Annotated in this window: 13 protein-coding genes; 8 read left to right on the top strand and 5 right to left on the bottom strand. The window is 61.0% G+C overall.

Annotated elements, in window-relative coordinates; translation table 11 throughout:
• The first annotated feature begins 90 nt into the window (after window positions 1-90).
• Together IPF76_RS04040 and IPF76_RS04035 are read left to right on the top strand one after the other, a co-directional pair.
• Entirely contained in the window at window positions 91-822 is a 732-nt protein-coding gene (locus tag IPF76_RS04040) for a Bax inhibitor-1/YccA family protein (protein ID WP_293840002.1), read from the top strand.
• Between the two features lie 79 nt (window positions 823-901).
• Window positions 902-1798, top strand: a complete 897-nt coding sequence (locus IPF76_RS04035) for a DUF2785 domain-containing protein (RefSeq protein ID WP_293839999.1) — start codon at window positions 902-904, stop codon at window positions 1796-1798.
• Here IPF76_RS04035 and IPF76_RS04030 read toward each other — a convergent pair.
• Window positions 1795-2436, bottom strand: a complete 642-nt coding sequence (locus IPF76_RS04030; RefSeq protein ID WP_293839997.1) for a glutathione S-transferase family protein — start codon at window positions 2434-2436, stop codon at window positions 1795-1797. The genes IPF76_RS04035 and IPF76_RS04030 overlap by 4 nt on opposite strands.
• 104 nt (window positions 2437-2540) lie before the next feature.
• On the opposite strand from IPF76_RS04030, the gene IPF76_RS04025 reads away from it, so the two are divergent.
• A complete protein-coding gene (locus IPF76_RS04025) occupies window positions 2541-3302 on the top strand; it encodes a molybdopterin-binding protein (RefSeq protein ID WP_293839993.1) in 762 nt (253 codons plus the stop codon).
• Here the strand turns inward: IPF76_RS04025 and IPF76_RS04020 are convergent.
• Window positions 3275-4525 carry a TCR/Tet family MFS transporter gene (locus tag IPF76_RS04020; protein WP_293839990.1) on the bottom strand — a complete coding sequence of 417 codons (1251 nt, stop codon included), beginning with the start codon at window positions 4523-4525 and terminating at the stop codon, window positions 3275-3277. The genes IPF76_RS04025 and IPF76_RS04020 overlap by 28 nt on opposite strands.
• A gap of 131 nt (window positions 4526-4656) precedes the next feature.
• Between IPF76_RS04020 and IPF76_RS04015 the strand changes: the two genes are divergently transcribed.
• Window positions 4657-5433 (top strand): transglutaminase family protein, encoded by a 777-nt coding sequence (locus tag IPF76_RS04015; RefSeq protein WP_293839986.1) that lies wholly within the window; start codon window positions 4657-4659, stop codon window positions 5431-5433.
• 276 nt (window positions 5434-5709) lie between these two features.
• Here the strand turns inward: IPF76_RS04015 and IPF76_RS04010 are convergent, their stop codons facing one another.
• Both IPF76_RS04010 and IPF76_RS04005 read right to left on the bottom strand, forming a co-directional pair.
• Window positions 5710-7371 carry a SulP family inorganic anion transporter gene (locus IPF76_RS04010; protein ID WP_293839983.1) on the bottom strand — a complete coding sequence of 554 codons (1662 nt, stop codon included), beginning with the start codon at window positions 7369-7371 and terminating at the stop codon, window positions 5710-5712.
• Between the two features lie 6 nt (window positions 7372-7377).
• Window positions 7378-7707, bottom strand: a complete 330-nt coding sequence (locus IPF76_RS04005) for a helix-turn-helix transcriptional regulator (protein ID WP_293839980.1) — start codon at window positions 7705-7707, stop codon at window positions 7378-7380.
• A 282-nt stretch (window positions 7708-7989) separates the two neighbouring features.
• On the opposite strand from IPF76_RS04005, the gene IPF76_RS04000 reads away from it, so the two are divergent.
• On the top strand, window positions 7990-8544 hold the full coding sequence (locus IPF76_RS04000) for a DUF983 domain-containing protein (RefSeq protein ID WP_366499066.1): 555 nt from the start codon (window positions 7990-7992) through the stop codon (window positions 8542-8544).
• Window positions 8545-9588: 1044 nt separating this feature from the next.
• On the top strand, window positions 9589-10848 hold the full coding sequence (locus IPF76_RS03995; RefSeq protein WP_293839977.1) for a site-specific integrase: 1260 nt from the start codon (window positions 9589-9591) through the stop codon (window positions 10846-10848).
• An 82-nt stretch (window positions 10849-10930) separates the two neighbouring features.
• Here IPF76_RS03995 and IPF76_RS03990 read toward each other — a convergent pair whose 3' ends face one another.
• Window positions 10931-11677, bottom strand: coding sequence for a helix-turn-helix domain-containing protein (locus tag IPF76_RS03990; RefSeq protein WP_293839975.1), 747 nt, complete (start codon window positions 11675-11677; stop codon window positions 10931-10933).
• Between the two features lie 132 nt (window positions 11678-11809).
• Between IPF76_RS03990 and IPF76_RS03985 the strand changes: the two genes are divergently transcribed.
• A complete protein-coding gene (locus IPF76_RS03985) occupies window positions 11810-12130 on the top strand; it encodes a 2Fe-2S iron-sulfur cluster-binding protein (RefSeq protein ID WP_293839972.1) in 321 nt (106 codons plus the stop codon).
• 75 nt (window positions 12131-12205) lie between these two features.
• Window positions 12206-13264 carry a ferritin-like domain-containing protein gene (locus IPF76_RS03980; protein WP_293839969.1) on the top strand — a complete coding sequence of 353 codons (1059 nt, stop codon included), beginning with the start codon at window positions 12206-12208 and terminating at the stop codon, window positions 13262-13264.
• The last annotated feature ends 4 nt before the right edge of the window (window positions 13265-13268 follow it).

The following is a 13268-nucleotide window of genomic DNA, read 5'->3' as shown; positions in this document are numbered from 1 at the left end:
CGATTTCCGGTTTCGCTTGAAAGCCGGTGAGAAAATCACGATATTGGCAAACACGGCCGGTATGGGCTGGCCGGTGATGGAGTAATGACAATGGCGAATTGGAACGACCCCAATATGGCGGCTTCCGGTTTTGGGGCCGGCGCGAATGCAATGGACCAGGCCGTCGATGCCGGCCTGCGGTCGTACATGCTGTCGGTTTACAATTATATGGGTTCGGGCGTGCTGCTGACCGGCATCGTCGCGATGCTGGCGTTTCAGTCAGGCTTTACCGCGTCCATGGTCGGCACCCCCCTGATGTGGGTGGTGATGCTGGCGCCGCTGGCGTTCGTGCTGGTGCTCAGCTTTGGCATCAACAAGCTGTCGACGACAGCCGCGCAAGTCCTGTTCTGGGTCTATGCCGCTGTGATGGGCCTGTCGATGTCGACGATCTTCCTGGCCTTTACCAGCACGTCGATCGCGCAGACCTTCTTTGCGACTGCGGCGGCGTTTCTGGGCCTTAGCCTCTATGGGTACACGACCAAGAAGGATCTGTCGGGCTTCGGCACCTTCCTGATCATGGGCGTTGTCGGCCTGATCGTTGCGATGCTGCTCAACGCGTTCGTGTTCCAGTCTGGCGCGATGGCGATGGCGATCAGCGTCATCGGTGTGCTGATCTTCGCCGGTCTCACGGCCTATGACACGCAGAAGATCAAGAGCATGTATTTCTATGTCCGCGGAACCGACTTTGTCGGCAAGTCGGTGGTGATGGGCGCGCTGACGCTCTACCTCGACTTCGTCAACATGTTCACCTTCCTGCTCAATCTGCTGGGCAGCCGCGAATAAGCGGACGGACATCGAACGAAACAAGGGAGCCCGGCGGAGCGATTCGCCGGGCTCTTTCTTTTTTGACGGGGAGGGGGCGATGACGCGGACGTGGGGTGCGTTTGGGGCCGCGGTACTACTGACCGCGATGCCGGCGGCGGCACAGGCCAGCGCAGGCTGCGTGGTCGAGCGGTCCGCCGATGGCGATCTCAAAGCCTTTGCCGGGCGCTATTTTACCGCAGCGGACGATGCCGTAATCGACGCGCTGATCGCATGCCTGGGCGACCCTGATCCCGCGGTACGCGACGATTTCGCATTGACGCTATGGACGCAGGGACTGCGCGGCAAGCATCTGAAGCCGGAGGGCCTGCGTCATGCCGCCGAACAGCTGACGGCGATCATCACCGAGCCCGACGACAAGCCAGGTTTTCGCCGCCCTTTTGCAGCGCTTGCGCTGTCCGAAGTCGCACGCGCCGACCGGGTCGAGCCTTTCTTGACGGATCTCGAGCTGCACAATCTCGCCGAGACAGGCGCGAGTTATCTGCGCGGCATGACAGACTATCGCGGCTTTGTCGTGGGCGAGGGCTGGAGGCACGGCGTCGCCCATGGCGCCGACCTGCTGATGCAGCTTGCGCTCAACCCGCGCCTTACACGCGCCGACGCCGACGTGCTGCTCGGCGCCATCGCCGCGCAGGTCGCGCCAATGGGGTCGCACGCTTATATCCATGGCGAAGCGCGGCGGTTGGCGCGACCGCTGCTGTTTCTGGCGAAACGTCCCGACATCGACGATGCGGCGTGGGCGGCTTGGTTTCAGAGGCTGCATCCTGGCGATGCCCCCCGCTGGAAAGCGCCTTACGCCAGCGCCGAGGGCCTGGCGGCTGTGCATAACAGCAGCGCCTTCGGCGACGCGGTCTATGTCGCCGCCAGCGAATCGCAGGATCCGCAGGTCCGCCGCCTCGCCCCGCTCGCCGCGGGACTGCTCAAGGCGCTGCCCTAGACAGAGGTACTCCCCGCCGCCTGCATCTCGGCAATCAGCGCATTGTCGGTGGCCTTCGCACGCTTGTAGGCCGCGCGCTCGCGCAGCGGCGTCACATAGGCCTCGAACGCCGGGCGTGACGCGATCGTGCCGAACTGCAAGCCCCAGTCGATCTGGCTGCCGACATAGACGTCGGCGGCGCTGAAGCGGTCGCCGGCGACGAACGTCTTGCCCGCTACTGCGCTTTCGAGCGCGTCGAGCGCCGCCGGTAGCGAGCCAAAGCCTGCCGACCGCTGCTGGTCGGCGTCGGGCTCGACGCCCAAATGTTTGGCGGTAATCGCCTGTTCGACCGGCCCCGCGGTGAAAAACAGCCAGCGATAATAATCGGCGCGATCGGCGGGGTCGGGCGCCAGACCGGCGGCGGGGAAGGCATCGGCCAGATAGGCGCAGATCGCCGCACATTCGGTCACGACCTTGCCGTCGTGGACGATCGCCGGAACCTTGCCCATCGGATTGACCGCCAGATAGGCAGTGTCCTTCATTGTCGTGCCATAGTCGAGGATGCGTGGCTCGTAGGGGGCGCCGACCTCTTCGAGCATCCAGCGAACAATCTGTCCGCGTGACATTGGGTTGGTATAGAAAATCAGATCGTCGGCCATGCCGCTTCTCCCTTATGCATTTGCGAGTCGAACTGAACATAACAAGAACAGAGATGACGGTCCACCGGACTTGTTTTGTCACGGCGTCCGGCTAAGGCAAAGCGATGAGCGACGAACGCATCTGGACAGCCGCCGTGCTGGTGATCGGCGACGAGATTCTCTCGGGCCGCACCCAGGACAAGAATATCGCGCAGATCGCGACCTGGCTCGATGCCCAGGGCATCCGCTTGCGCGAAGTGCGCGTCGTCCCCGATGTCGAGGATGAGATCGTCGATGCGCTGAACGCAGTGCGCGCGCGCTATGATTATGTGTTCACCACTGGCGGCATCGGCCCGACCCATGACGACATCACCGTCGATGCGGTGGCCAAGGCGCTGGGCGTCGGGGTCATCATCCACCCGGAGGCGCGCGCGATCCTTGAACGCTATTACGGTGGGCGCGGCATCGAACTGACCGAGGCGCGGCTGCGCATGGCGCGCACCCCCGACGGCGCCGAACTGATCCCCAACCGCATGTCGGGCGCCCCGGGTATTCGCATCGGCACGCTGTTCGTCATGGCGGGGGTGCCGCATATCACTGCGGGCATGCTCGACGCGCTGACCGGCCAGCTCGAAGGCGGCGCGCCGCTGGTCGCGCGCACGATCGGCGCCTGGTCGCCCGAAAGCGAAGTCGCCGACCTGTTGCGCCAGGGTGAAAAGAACCATCCGGGCGTGGTGATCGGCAGCTATCCCTTTTTCCGCGACGGTAAGGTCGGCGCCAATTTTGTCGTCCGATCGACGTCGGCCGCCGATGTCGCCGCCTGCGTCGCGATGCTCACGGCTGGGCTTGAGACTGCGGGCTATGCGGTGACCGACGGCGGCATCTGATCTGGCGCGTCGCCGCTGGTCCGCGTCACCCGCGGCAAGCGGCGCAGCATCAGAATCGCGAGCAGACCGAAGCATGCCGACACGATGAAGGCGGCGCCCGGAAAATGCACCGGCGCCTTGGCCGCGGTGAAATAGGCCATGGTGCCGGTCAGCAGGATCGGCGCGACCAGCTGGCCCAGCCCCATCGCCATCGCTGAAATCCCTTGCACCTCGCCCTGCGTATCGGTGGTGGCACGCCGCGACATCAGCGCGTTTAGCGACGGCTGCACCGGCGCTTGCACGGCGATCGGGAGGAGCAGGAGGAACGCGCCCCAGGTCGACGTGACAAAGGCAAAGCCGACATAGTTGGCCACCGCGATCGCTATGCCGATGGTCGCCGCGTCGCGCTCGCCAAAGCGCGCGACGATCGGTCCCACCACAAAGGCCTGGCCCAGCGCGATCATCACCCCGACCGCGGCCAGGCTGGCGCCGATCATTCCCGGGGTCCAGCCGAGCTGCGCGATGCAGTAAAAGCTCCACGTCATCGGATAGACTAGGCTGGCGATCTGCCACAGCGTCAGCACGCTTGCGACCCCGCTCATGCCGGGCAGGCCGCGCATCGTCTGCAGCGCGCCCAGCGGATTGGCGCGGCGCCAGTCGAAGGCGCGGCGGCGCTCGGCCGACAGCGTTTCAGGAAAAATGAACACACCATAGAGCATGTTGGCGGCCGCGAGGATCGCGGCGGCGACGAACGGCGCGCGCGGGCCAATCTCACCCAGAAAACCACCGATCGCGGGGCCAGCGACAAAGCCGACCCCGAACGCCGCGCCGACAAAGCCGAAATTGCGCGCGCGTTCTTCGGGCTTGGTGATGTCGGCGATCGCCGCCTGCGCCGCGGCATAGCTGCCGCCGAACACCCCCGACAGCGCGCGCGCGATGAACAGCCACGGCAGGGTGCCGACGATGGTGAGCAGCGCATAATCGATCGTCAGCCCCGCGAGCGACAGCAACAGCACCCGCCGCCGCCCGAACCGGTCGGACAGATTGCCGAGCACCGGCGAAGCAAGGAAGGTTGCGACCGCCATCACCAGCCCGATCCATGCGCCAACCTCAATCGCGTGCGGCAGATCGATTCGCCCGACTTCCATCACCAGCTGCGGCAGCACCGGCATGATGATGCCGAAGCCGACCGCGTCGATAAAGATCGTCGCGACGATGAAGGGAATGGTACGCGATGCGGTCACAAAATGCCCCGTCGGTGAAAGGGTTGGCGGCTCATAGCGCGGCGCCGCCGAATCGCGCCAATGCTTTTCGGTTGTGCCGCGGTTTTTCTCGCCCTAGCGGCACCGATCCCGCTTTGGAGCGTTAGCAGCCGATGAAACTCGCAATCACCGCCGCCCTCGACTATCGCCTCGGCGATCCGGTCGACCTGATGCTCCATATCGAAGCGGCGGCGATCCCCGAACAGCTAATCCTCGATGCTGTGCTCGACGTCGGCAATTGCGAATATTTTGCGCGCGTCCCCGCGCAGGACATGATCGGCGACCGGATCTGGCTGCGCCGCGGCGGCGAGTTGAATGTCCGCTATCGCACGATGGTCGAAATCCAGCGCGACCTCACCGACTACCGGACGCTGGGTAAGGTGCCGATGCACCAGCTGCCTGGCGAGACGGTCCAATATCTCAACGAATCGCGCTATTGCCCCGCGAACAAATTCATCCACTTCGTTCAGGACGAGTTCGGCGATGTCGAAGGCGGCGCCAAGATCGGCAGGATGCGCGACTGGATCGAGACGCATTTCACCTATGTATCGGGGTCGAGCGACGCCGAAACGGGCGCGCTCGACAGTTTTGTCGAACGGCAGGGAGTCTGCCGCGACTATGCCCATGTGATGGTCAGCCTGGCGCGCGCCGCGGCGATCCCGGCGCGCATCGTCAGCGTCTATGCGCTGGGTGTCGAACCGCAGGATTTTCACGCGGTGGCCGAAGTGTTCCTGGGCGGTGCCTGGCATCTGGTCGACGCGACTGGGATGGCGAAAGCGGGTGAAATGGCCAAGATCGCGGTAGGCCGCGACGCCGCCGACATCAGCTTCCTGACCGCTTATGGCGAGATCGAGATGCTGAACCAGCGAGTGACAGTGCAAGCGGTATAGGGCTTCCGGTGCGCCATGGCCATGCCAATCCCCGCTGCGCGAGGTCGGCAATGCTTTGGGATTTGCAGCGGGAACGCGAGACGCGAACATAGCGCCCGAAGTGCGCCGATGACCTCTACCGAAAGCAGGGACATAGAGTGGTTGCGGCTTTTGGAAAATAGTGGCTGGGAACGGCCGGACAACTGTCAGATCGAGAGCTTGAAAGACCGACCATCACCGTTTGCGATGCAAGGCGTTCGCTTTCACCCGTAACCCCAGGGAAAGCCGTAACGGCTTTCACGCGTCACCAATGAGCATCTCGGCTTTGCGGATAGCGTCATCAAAACTTTCCACAAAATGCAAACCAGTGCCAGCTTCATCGAGTTTGCCGCGACGGAGCATCTCCATCGGCTGCGGCCTGACGCTTGAGAAGATGATCTGCGCTCCTGCGCGTCGGGCCTGGACCACAAACGCGTCGACGCCCGCAACGCCGCTTGCATCGAGTAAAGGAACATCGAGCATACGCAAAATGAGTATCTTTGGTGTTTGACCCAAACGCCGCAAAGCGTCGAGCAATTCGCCTGCAACTCCGAAGAAGAACGGACCCGAAATCTGGAAGACCTCGACACCATCGGGTAACGCATCACGCTGGCGTAAATCCTCGCCATCGAAGTCTGGCGCGCCAGACAATTCTTTGCCGTTCTCGATTTGGACGGTTTCGCTCATTCGGGCCATGAAGAGCAAGGATGCAACCGTTACCCCCACGCCGATGGCGACCGTCAGATCGACGAATACCGTCAATCCGAAGGTCAGCAGCAATATTCCTCGGTCGCTGTTGGGCATTGAGAGCAAGGCTATGAACCGCTCATACTCGCTCATGCCCCACGCGACCATGAACAGGATGGCGGCAAGAGCCGCCATCGGCACATAGGCCATCAGGTCGGTGGCAAACAGGATGAAGAGCAACAGGAAAACTGCGTGCGATATGCCGGCAACCGGGGTCTTTGCGCCAGCTTTGATATTGGTTGCGGTACGGGCGATCGCACCCGTCGCCGGCAAGCCGCCGAACAGGGACGAGGCGAAATTCGCGATGCCTTGCCCGACCAATTCCTGATTGGAACGGTGCCGCGTGCCCGTCATCCCGTCCGCGACGACCGCGGACAGCAATGCCTCTATCCCGGCAAGGAAGGCAATGGTGAATGCAGCCGGCAGCAGCTCCTGGATCTTGGCCAGAGTGAATTGGGGCAAGGCGGGCATGGGAAGTCCCGAAGGCATTTCGGGAAACCGCGATCCGACGGTATCGACGGGGAGATTGAGGACCGCCACGGCGACCGATGACAGCAGCACGGCGATCAGAAATCCCGGCAGACGCGGCGTCAATCGGCGCAAGATGACGATCGTCACCAATGCGCCGAATCCAACGCAAACGGTTGTGAACTGCGCCGTTGGCAAGGCACCGAAATAGGCTTGCCACTTGGGGAGAAAATCGGCGGGAACGGATGTCAACGAAAGGCCGAGAAAATCCTTCACTTGGCTCGAGGCGATGATGACCGCGATGCCTGCGGTAAAGCCCGTCACGACCGGGTGCGGAATGAATTTGATCATTTGCCCGAGGCGGGCAATGCCCGCGACGAACAGGATGACACCTGCCATCGATGTTGCGATGAGCAGTCCGTCGTATCCGTGCTGCGCAATGACATTGAAGATGACAACGACGAAGGCGCCCGTCGGGCCGCCAACCTGGGTACGCGATCCACCGAGCGCGGAAATCAGAAATCCGGCAATGACCGCAGTAACCAATCCCTTGTCCGGCGATGCGCCGCTGGCAATACCGAGCGCCATCGCCAGCGGCAGGGCAACAATCGCGACTGTCAGCCCGGCCAGCACGTCTGCGCGAAACATTCTCGCGTCATAGCCTTCGCGCAGCGTGCTAATCAGCTTGGGCGTGAAGGACCGCATCGTGCGTCAAATTCGCTGTTCGTCAAAGCGCGTCCCGTCGGCGCGATCGAACAGGATCGAGTTGGCACGACCTGCCGATTTGCCGCTGCTTGTATCACGAAGACGAACCCCGCGACCCACAGCCTCGCTCGGCGCATTCTCGCCGATCAACTCGATGCCATTGCTTTCGAGCGCGCGAATAACCTTGACGAGAGTATCGACGACCCCCCGCACTTGACCGCCGGATGCCTCCATTCGCTGGATCGTCGGCATCGACAGGCCCGCCAGCTCAGCGAGCTGCCGTTGATCAATCCCCAGCAGTGCCCGTGCAGCCCGCATTTGTTGAGACGTGATCATATGAACTCCTGATATATCAGTTATCAAATATCAGTATTAACACTTCATCATGATCATGTATATGTGATTATACCTTGTTGAGCGGCGACTCGACGAGCGACGACAATCCGGGCCCGAGCGAGGGATCGTTGCAATCCGATATGGCCGTGCCGCCGCCGGCCTTGCGACCAAATTTCCACCGCCGTGCGACACCGCCTGGCCGGCACGAGCGTTCTCGGAACCGTGCCAACATCATGAGCCATGTAGCGACACACTGCGCTGCTTTGACAAGGAGCCGCATAAGTGCCTGACTGCTTCATTGGTCCTTTTGACGAGCCGCGGAGCCAGCGGCCCGCGACCCCGCCCGTCAGCGACCATCTCCATGACGGAGGCGACGCCGATGCCAGTGCCCAGTCCAATCATCCTCGCAGCGGCTTCGAGGCAGCCTTGAGGGGCGCCTTGAATCGCTGTCCGAGTTGCGGCCAGACCGCGCTTTTCGCGCGCTACCTGAAACCGGCCGATCGTTGCTCGATATGTTCGCAGGATTGGACGCCGCAACAAGCGGACGATTTTCCGGCCTATCTGTCCATTCTGGTGACTGGGCATTTGTTGGCGCCGGTGATCATCGCGCTCGTCAATCATGTGGACGTTCCGACCTGGCTCCTGATGGCGCTCGTCCTCACGCTGGCGGCGGGCACGATGATCGCGCTTCTCCAACCCGCCAAGGGCGCGATCATCGCGATGCAGTGGTGGTTGGGTATGCATGGGTTCGCTCAGCCCGAGCCTTTCCAAGACGCGGGCGATTCAGCGACCAAATCCGAACAGCGGCACACCGTTGAAGAGCGGCGCGCAAGTTGAAACTCCCATTAGCGAAGGAAATTTCGTGGTGCGCAATAGCGACGTTTTTGCAGCCCGGGCTGACATGTGTGCGCGTGAAGCCGAAAAATGCTCCCTGCCTCAAGCTCGAAATCAGTTGATATTTGCCGCCGAAGTGTGGCGAGAAAAGAGCCGGTACGCCTTGCAATTCGAAAACCGCGACGTGCGAACCTTGGTCAGGGCAGAACGCCAGCCGGTCGACTAGCAGGTTGCGGCTGAGCAGCCTCACTCTCGCCACAGCGCGCGTCCAAGGCGCCGAAATCTGTTGCTTCGCAATCTTGCCGCGCGGTCGCCGCGGCGCGAACAGCCCTGATCCAAGCGTACGACCCTGGCCACCGACCGACTCATATTTCGGGCACGTTGAGCGGTGAGCGTCAGGATCGCGGCTATCGCCGCTGCAGGCCGAACGCGTGCGTGCCCATCCGGGCGGAAGCTGTCGCGCCGAATAGGGCTCTGAATATCAATGCCTCAGCGGAAAGGTGAGGCGCTTGGTCATTCGGGTGAACCTATGCATTGTATCGCGGTAAACCTGCGAAGTGCCAGGGCCTGCATTGAATGGCATGTTCGCTGCCGCTGCCGCAGAAGCGCGCCGCAGTGCAGCGGGATTTGCAGGCGATGGAGAAGAATCGCCATGCCGAAAGCACGCCACGAGCCACCGGAAGCCCGGTTTTGATGCGACGAATTACGGAGCCAAGGGGCTTCGAGCGCCCGCCTGTCTCCCGAAACGCAGCCTTCTCGGTAACGAAAATTCTTTGCTTCCGGTATAGACCATCGGAAGACTGGAGCGGGCGAAGGGATTCGAACCCTCGACCCCAACCTTGGCAAAATGTCTGAGCCGCTTCGCCGTTACTACGCCAGATAACGCTAAAGTCCTATATCATACTGTAATATGGCAGTTTTTTAGGACGAAGCCTACGCCAGACCCGTCCGTCGCTACGCCAGTTTTTCTATTCGCTTGCTTACAATGTGCTTACATTGCCAACCGGAACTGCTTGTGTAAGCAAATTGTCCGAAAGGACGAACGGTATGGGCAAGCTCACAAAGCGGAGCGTCGACAGCATGGCAATCCCCGCCAAGGGACAGGCATTTCTCTGGGATGACGAACTTCGAGGCTTCGGTGTCCGGGCGATGCCATCGGGCTTGAAGGTCTTCGTTCTCCAGTATCGCAATGACGAAGGGCGCAGCAGGCGAATCGTTCTTGGACGCTATGGTGTCCTCACCGTCGAACATGCGCGCAAGCAGGCGATCATGAAACTTGGCGCGGTGGCCGGGGGCGACGATCCGGCAGAAGAACGCGCAAAGTCGCGCGCCGCAATCACCATCCGCGAAGTGTGTGACTGGTATCTGGAAAACGCCGAGTCCGGGAAACTGCTTGGCCGCAAGCATCGGCCGATCAAGGTATCGACACTCGCTATGGATCGCAGCCGCATCGAAACCCACATCAAGCCGCTGATCGGCAATCGACAGGTCCGCTCGCTCCGCATGTCGGACATCGAAAAGATGCAGATGGATATCGTGGAGGGACGAACCGCCAAACCAAAGGAAAATGGAGGGCGCGGTGGGCGGACAACCGGTGGCCCAGGGGTCGCGGGCCGAGCCGTTTCTACTCTTCACGCGCTGCTGGCCCATGCGATGCGATACGATATCGCCGAGAACAATCCCGCTGCCGGAGTCCGCAAAATTGCCGGCAAGCCGCGTACCCGGCGATTGACCGCCGCAGAAATCCGAGCGCTCGGCAAGGCATTCACGATTGCCGAACGCAATGGCGAAAACCCGACCGGGCTTGCAGCAATCAGGGTGCTCCTGCTTACAGGCTACAGGATCTCCGAAGTCATCGGAATGCAGCGAAGTTGGCTGCATTCAGAAAAGGGTTATGTGCATTTCCCCGATACAAAGACGGACGGCCAGATCCGCCCGATTGGCAAGGCCGCAATCGCTGTTCTCGTGTCCGCCCCAGAGAAACGGGCGCTGCCGCTCTTCTTTGCCTCTGACTTCGTCGACCGGCCGTTCTCGGGCGTTCCCGAAGTACTCCGCGCACTCTGCACGATTGCCGGAATCGAGAGTGTCACACCGCATGTGCTGCGCCACACCTTCGGCAGCGTGGCCGGAGACATGAGCTTCTCGGAACTGACCATCAAAGCGCTGCTAGGGCACGGGGCGCGCGGATCGACCCAGAACTACGTTCACCTGGACGAAGCGCTGCGGCTCGCAGTCGACCGGGTGTCGGACAAGATCGCCAATCTGCTCGATGGAACCGATTTGGCAATTCTCGACATTGCCGCGTAGTGATCGAGGTCAGTCAGCCGAATGCATGTTGTTGATGTGCGCTGCTAGGCGCCAGACTTGTCGCAAATACCTACCCACAAATTCAAGGAACGAGCTCAGGTTTTCGCTCAACCCATTCTGGGCGGGGGGGAACGGTATTTCGATCATAATACCCGGCCTGTTCGGCGAGCCTTGGCAGGTCAAGCAACGACACCCCTGATCGACCATGCGTGTCAATTATCCCAGCCTCTCGCAACTTGGTGAACTGTCGACTGACGGTTTCGATCTTCAGCCCGAGGCTTTCGCCTATATCTCCTCTCGACATGGGTAGATCGATCATGGGACTGGGACCCTCAGACGCGTCGAGCCGCTCCCACATCGCCAGAAGAAAGCCTGCAACCCGCTCGCCTGCGGACTTTTGGCCCAGATTGACCGCCTTGTCGCGGCACCGGAACAGGGCCGTCTGTGAGCGCTCAAGCAGTGCGCGCATGATCCATGGATTGCTCGCAGCCCGGTCATAAAATTGGCGTGCAGGAAAGGTTGTGAGCGTACTTTCGCACAGTCCGATCAACATGTATCGATGCATGCTCACCGCCGGAACAGTGAAAATGTCGCCGCCGAAATGGAAGGCAACAATTTGATGGCGTTCGCGTGATGCCTGTGCGCCCAACTTGGTCGCTCCACTCGCGAGAAAAACAAGGGTAGTATCGGCGGGATCGGTTTGGACTTCTTGTCCTCGCATCACTTGCACCTGCGTTGCTAGTTCGCCGAGTTGTCGGCCGATTTCTGCTCCGGGGTCAATCCCGAAGGTAGCACGCAGAAATACATTACAAGAGCCGAGTTTCGGCATGGCACCTCTCATGAAACGTTTGTCGCCTCCCACATACTTCGCGCTGCACCGCCGGGTCTTTGACCCAAATCAATGTCGCCCCGCGCGCCTTTGCTTACACCAGTGTCAGTAACGAGCGGAGCGACTCGATCCATGGTTCAGATTTCTTATGTTGCGCACAATGGCGCAGTCCACAAAGTTACTGCCAGTCTCGGCATCAGCCTGATGGAGGCCGCCGCGATGAACAGCGTCCCTGGCATTGAAGGAGACTGCGGTGGCTTTTGCGCCTGCGGGACCTGCCATTGTTATGTCGATGAGAAGGACGCGGTATTGCTGCCTGAGATGCACGAGCTTGAACGTGCGACGCTCGATTTCGCGTACGATGTGACCGAGCGCAGCAGGCTGGCATGTCAAATACCGATAACCGAACAAATGGACGGGATCCGGGTGAGGCTTCCTGCCCGCCAGTATTGAACGATTGCTCCTTACCGAGGACGATACAGATGGGAAAGTGTGATGGTAACCGTACAGGATAACATGAGCCACAGTATGCCGAGCTGGCTCGGGGACCAGACCCCCGATGACATCTATCGCAGCCCACTCGAAATCGCCTGGACGTTCGATTACCTGATGTCGGGCGACAAGATCGAGGATCTGTATCGCCGCGCCAAGCAGGACCAGTGGAACAGCGATGAACGGTTGCCGTGGGATCTGACCATCGATCCTTCGCGCCCGATGATGAATGACGAGCAGGATATCTATCACCGGATGCCGTTCTTCAAGAAGCTGTCGAAGTCGCAGCAGGAACGCTTTACCGCCCACTCGACCGCCCAGATGCTGTCGCAGTTTTTGCATGGTGAGCAGGGCGCGTTGATGACGGCGGCTTGCATCACTCATTCGGTGCCCAATGCCACTGCCAAGCTTTATGCCGCAACGCAGACCATGGACGAGGCCCGCCATGTCGAGGTGTTCGCCAAGTATTGCGACAAAGTGGCGATGGTTTACCCGATGTCTGGCTGGCTCAAGCAGCTGATCGATGCCACTCTAAAGGCCGATCGCTACGAGAAGATCATGATCGGAATGAACATGATCGTCGAAGGGCTGGCGCTCGGCGCGTTCAACAACATGTATCGCTCAACGCAGTGCGAATTGCTCAAGCAATTGACCTTCAACGTCATGCGCGATGAATCCCGCCATGTCTCCTTTGGCCATGCCTATCTTGCTCCAGTTATTGCAGGGCTACCCGAAGACGAAGTGGAGGACCTCGCCGACTTTGCTTTTGAGGCGGTTCGCATCCTTGCCTTTGCCGGGACCGCCGGAACCATCGCCAGCCGGGTTGATCCCGGCTTTATGCTGGTCCTGGAAAACTGCGAAATCGACGCGGACGACTTTTTCGCCGGGCTGCGCGAGGCCGAACAGCTTGGCATTACACGGCAACTGCCACCGGGTCAGATCCACTCCCTGGAACATCTGATGCTGCCAGCCTTGGCCAGGGTGGGCTTGCTCACGCAAAGAGTTCGCGCCCGATACGAGGAGGCGGGCATCCCCATATCGGAAGATCCGCGCATCCTTCATGCGATGGAAGGCGGCCATCCGGTCGCAGCGTAAAGAG

Origin of the sequence: Sphingopyxis sp. (genome assembly GCF_016704835.1) — a bacterium.
Taxonomy (GTDB): domain Bacteria; phylum Pseudomonadota; class Alphaproteobacteria; order Sphingomonadales; family Sphingomonadaceae; genus Sphingopyxis.
Note: the sequence above shows the minus strand (reverse complement) of the source record. Positions and strands in the feature narration are given on the sequence as shown.

What these genes read in the sequence shown, in the direction of transcription:
- IPF76_RS03980 (WP_293839969.1), top strand. Translation starts at nt 12,206, where the DNA reads ATGCCGAGCTGGCTCGGGGACCAGACCCCCGATGACATCTATCGCAGC.
- IPF76_RS04025 (WP_293839993.1), top strand. Translation starts at nt 2,541, where the DNA reads ATGAGCGACGAACGCATCTGGACAGCCGCCGTGCTGGTGATCGGCGAC.
- IPF76_RS04010 (WP_293839983.1), bottom strand. Translation starts at nt 7,371, where the DNA reads ATGCGGTCCTTCACGCCCAAGCTGATTAGCACGCTGCGCGAAGGCTAT.
- IPF76_RS04040 (WP_293840002.1), top strand. Translation starts at nt 91, where the DNA reads ATGGCGAATTGGAACGACCCCAATATGGCGGCTTCCGGTTTTGGGGCC.
- IPF76_RS04035 (WP_293839999.1), top strand. Translation starts at nt 902, where the DNA reads ATGACGCGGACGTGGGGTGCGTTTGGGGCCGCGGTACTACTGACCGCG.
- IPF76_RS03985 (WP_293839972.1), top strand. Translation starts at nt 11,810, where the DNA reads ATGGTTCAGATTTCTTATGTTGCGCACAATGGCGCAGTCCACAAAGTT.
- IPF76_RS04005 (WP_293839980.1), bottom strand. Translation starts at nt 7,707, where the DNA reads ATGATCACGTCTCAACAAATGCGGGCTGCACGGGCACTGCTGGGGATT.
- IPF76_RS03995 (WP_293839977.1), top strand. Translation starts at nt 9,589, where the DNA reads ATGGGCAAGCTCACAAAGCGGAGCGTCGACAGCATGGCAATCCCCGCC.
- IPF76_RS04030 (WP_293839997.1), bottom strand. Translation starts at nt 2,436, where the DNA reads ATGGCCGACGATCTGATTTTCTATACCAACCCAATGTCACGCGGACAG.
- IPF76_RS03990 (WP_293839975.1), bottom strand. Translation starts at nt 11,677, where the DNA reads ATGCCGAAACTCGGCTCTTGTAATGTATTTCTGCGTGCTACCTTCGGG.
- IPF76_RS04015 (WP_293839986.1), top strand. Translation starts at nt 4,657, where the DNA reads ATGAAACTCGCAATCACCGCCGCCCTCGACTATCGCCTCGGCGATCCG.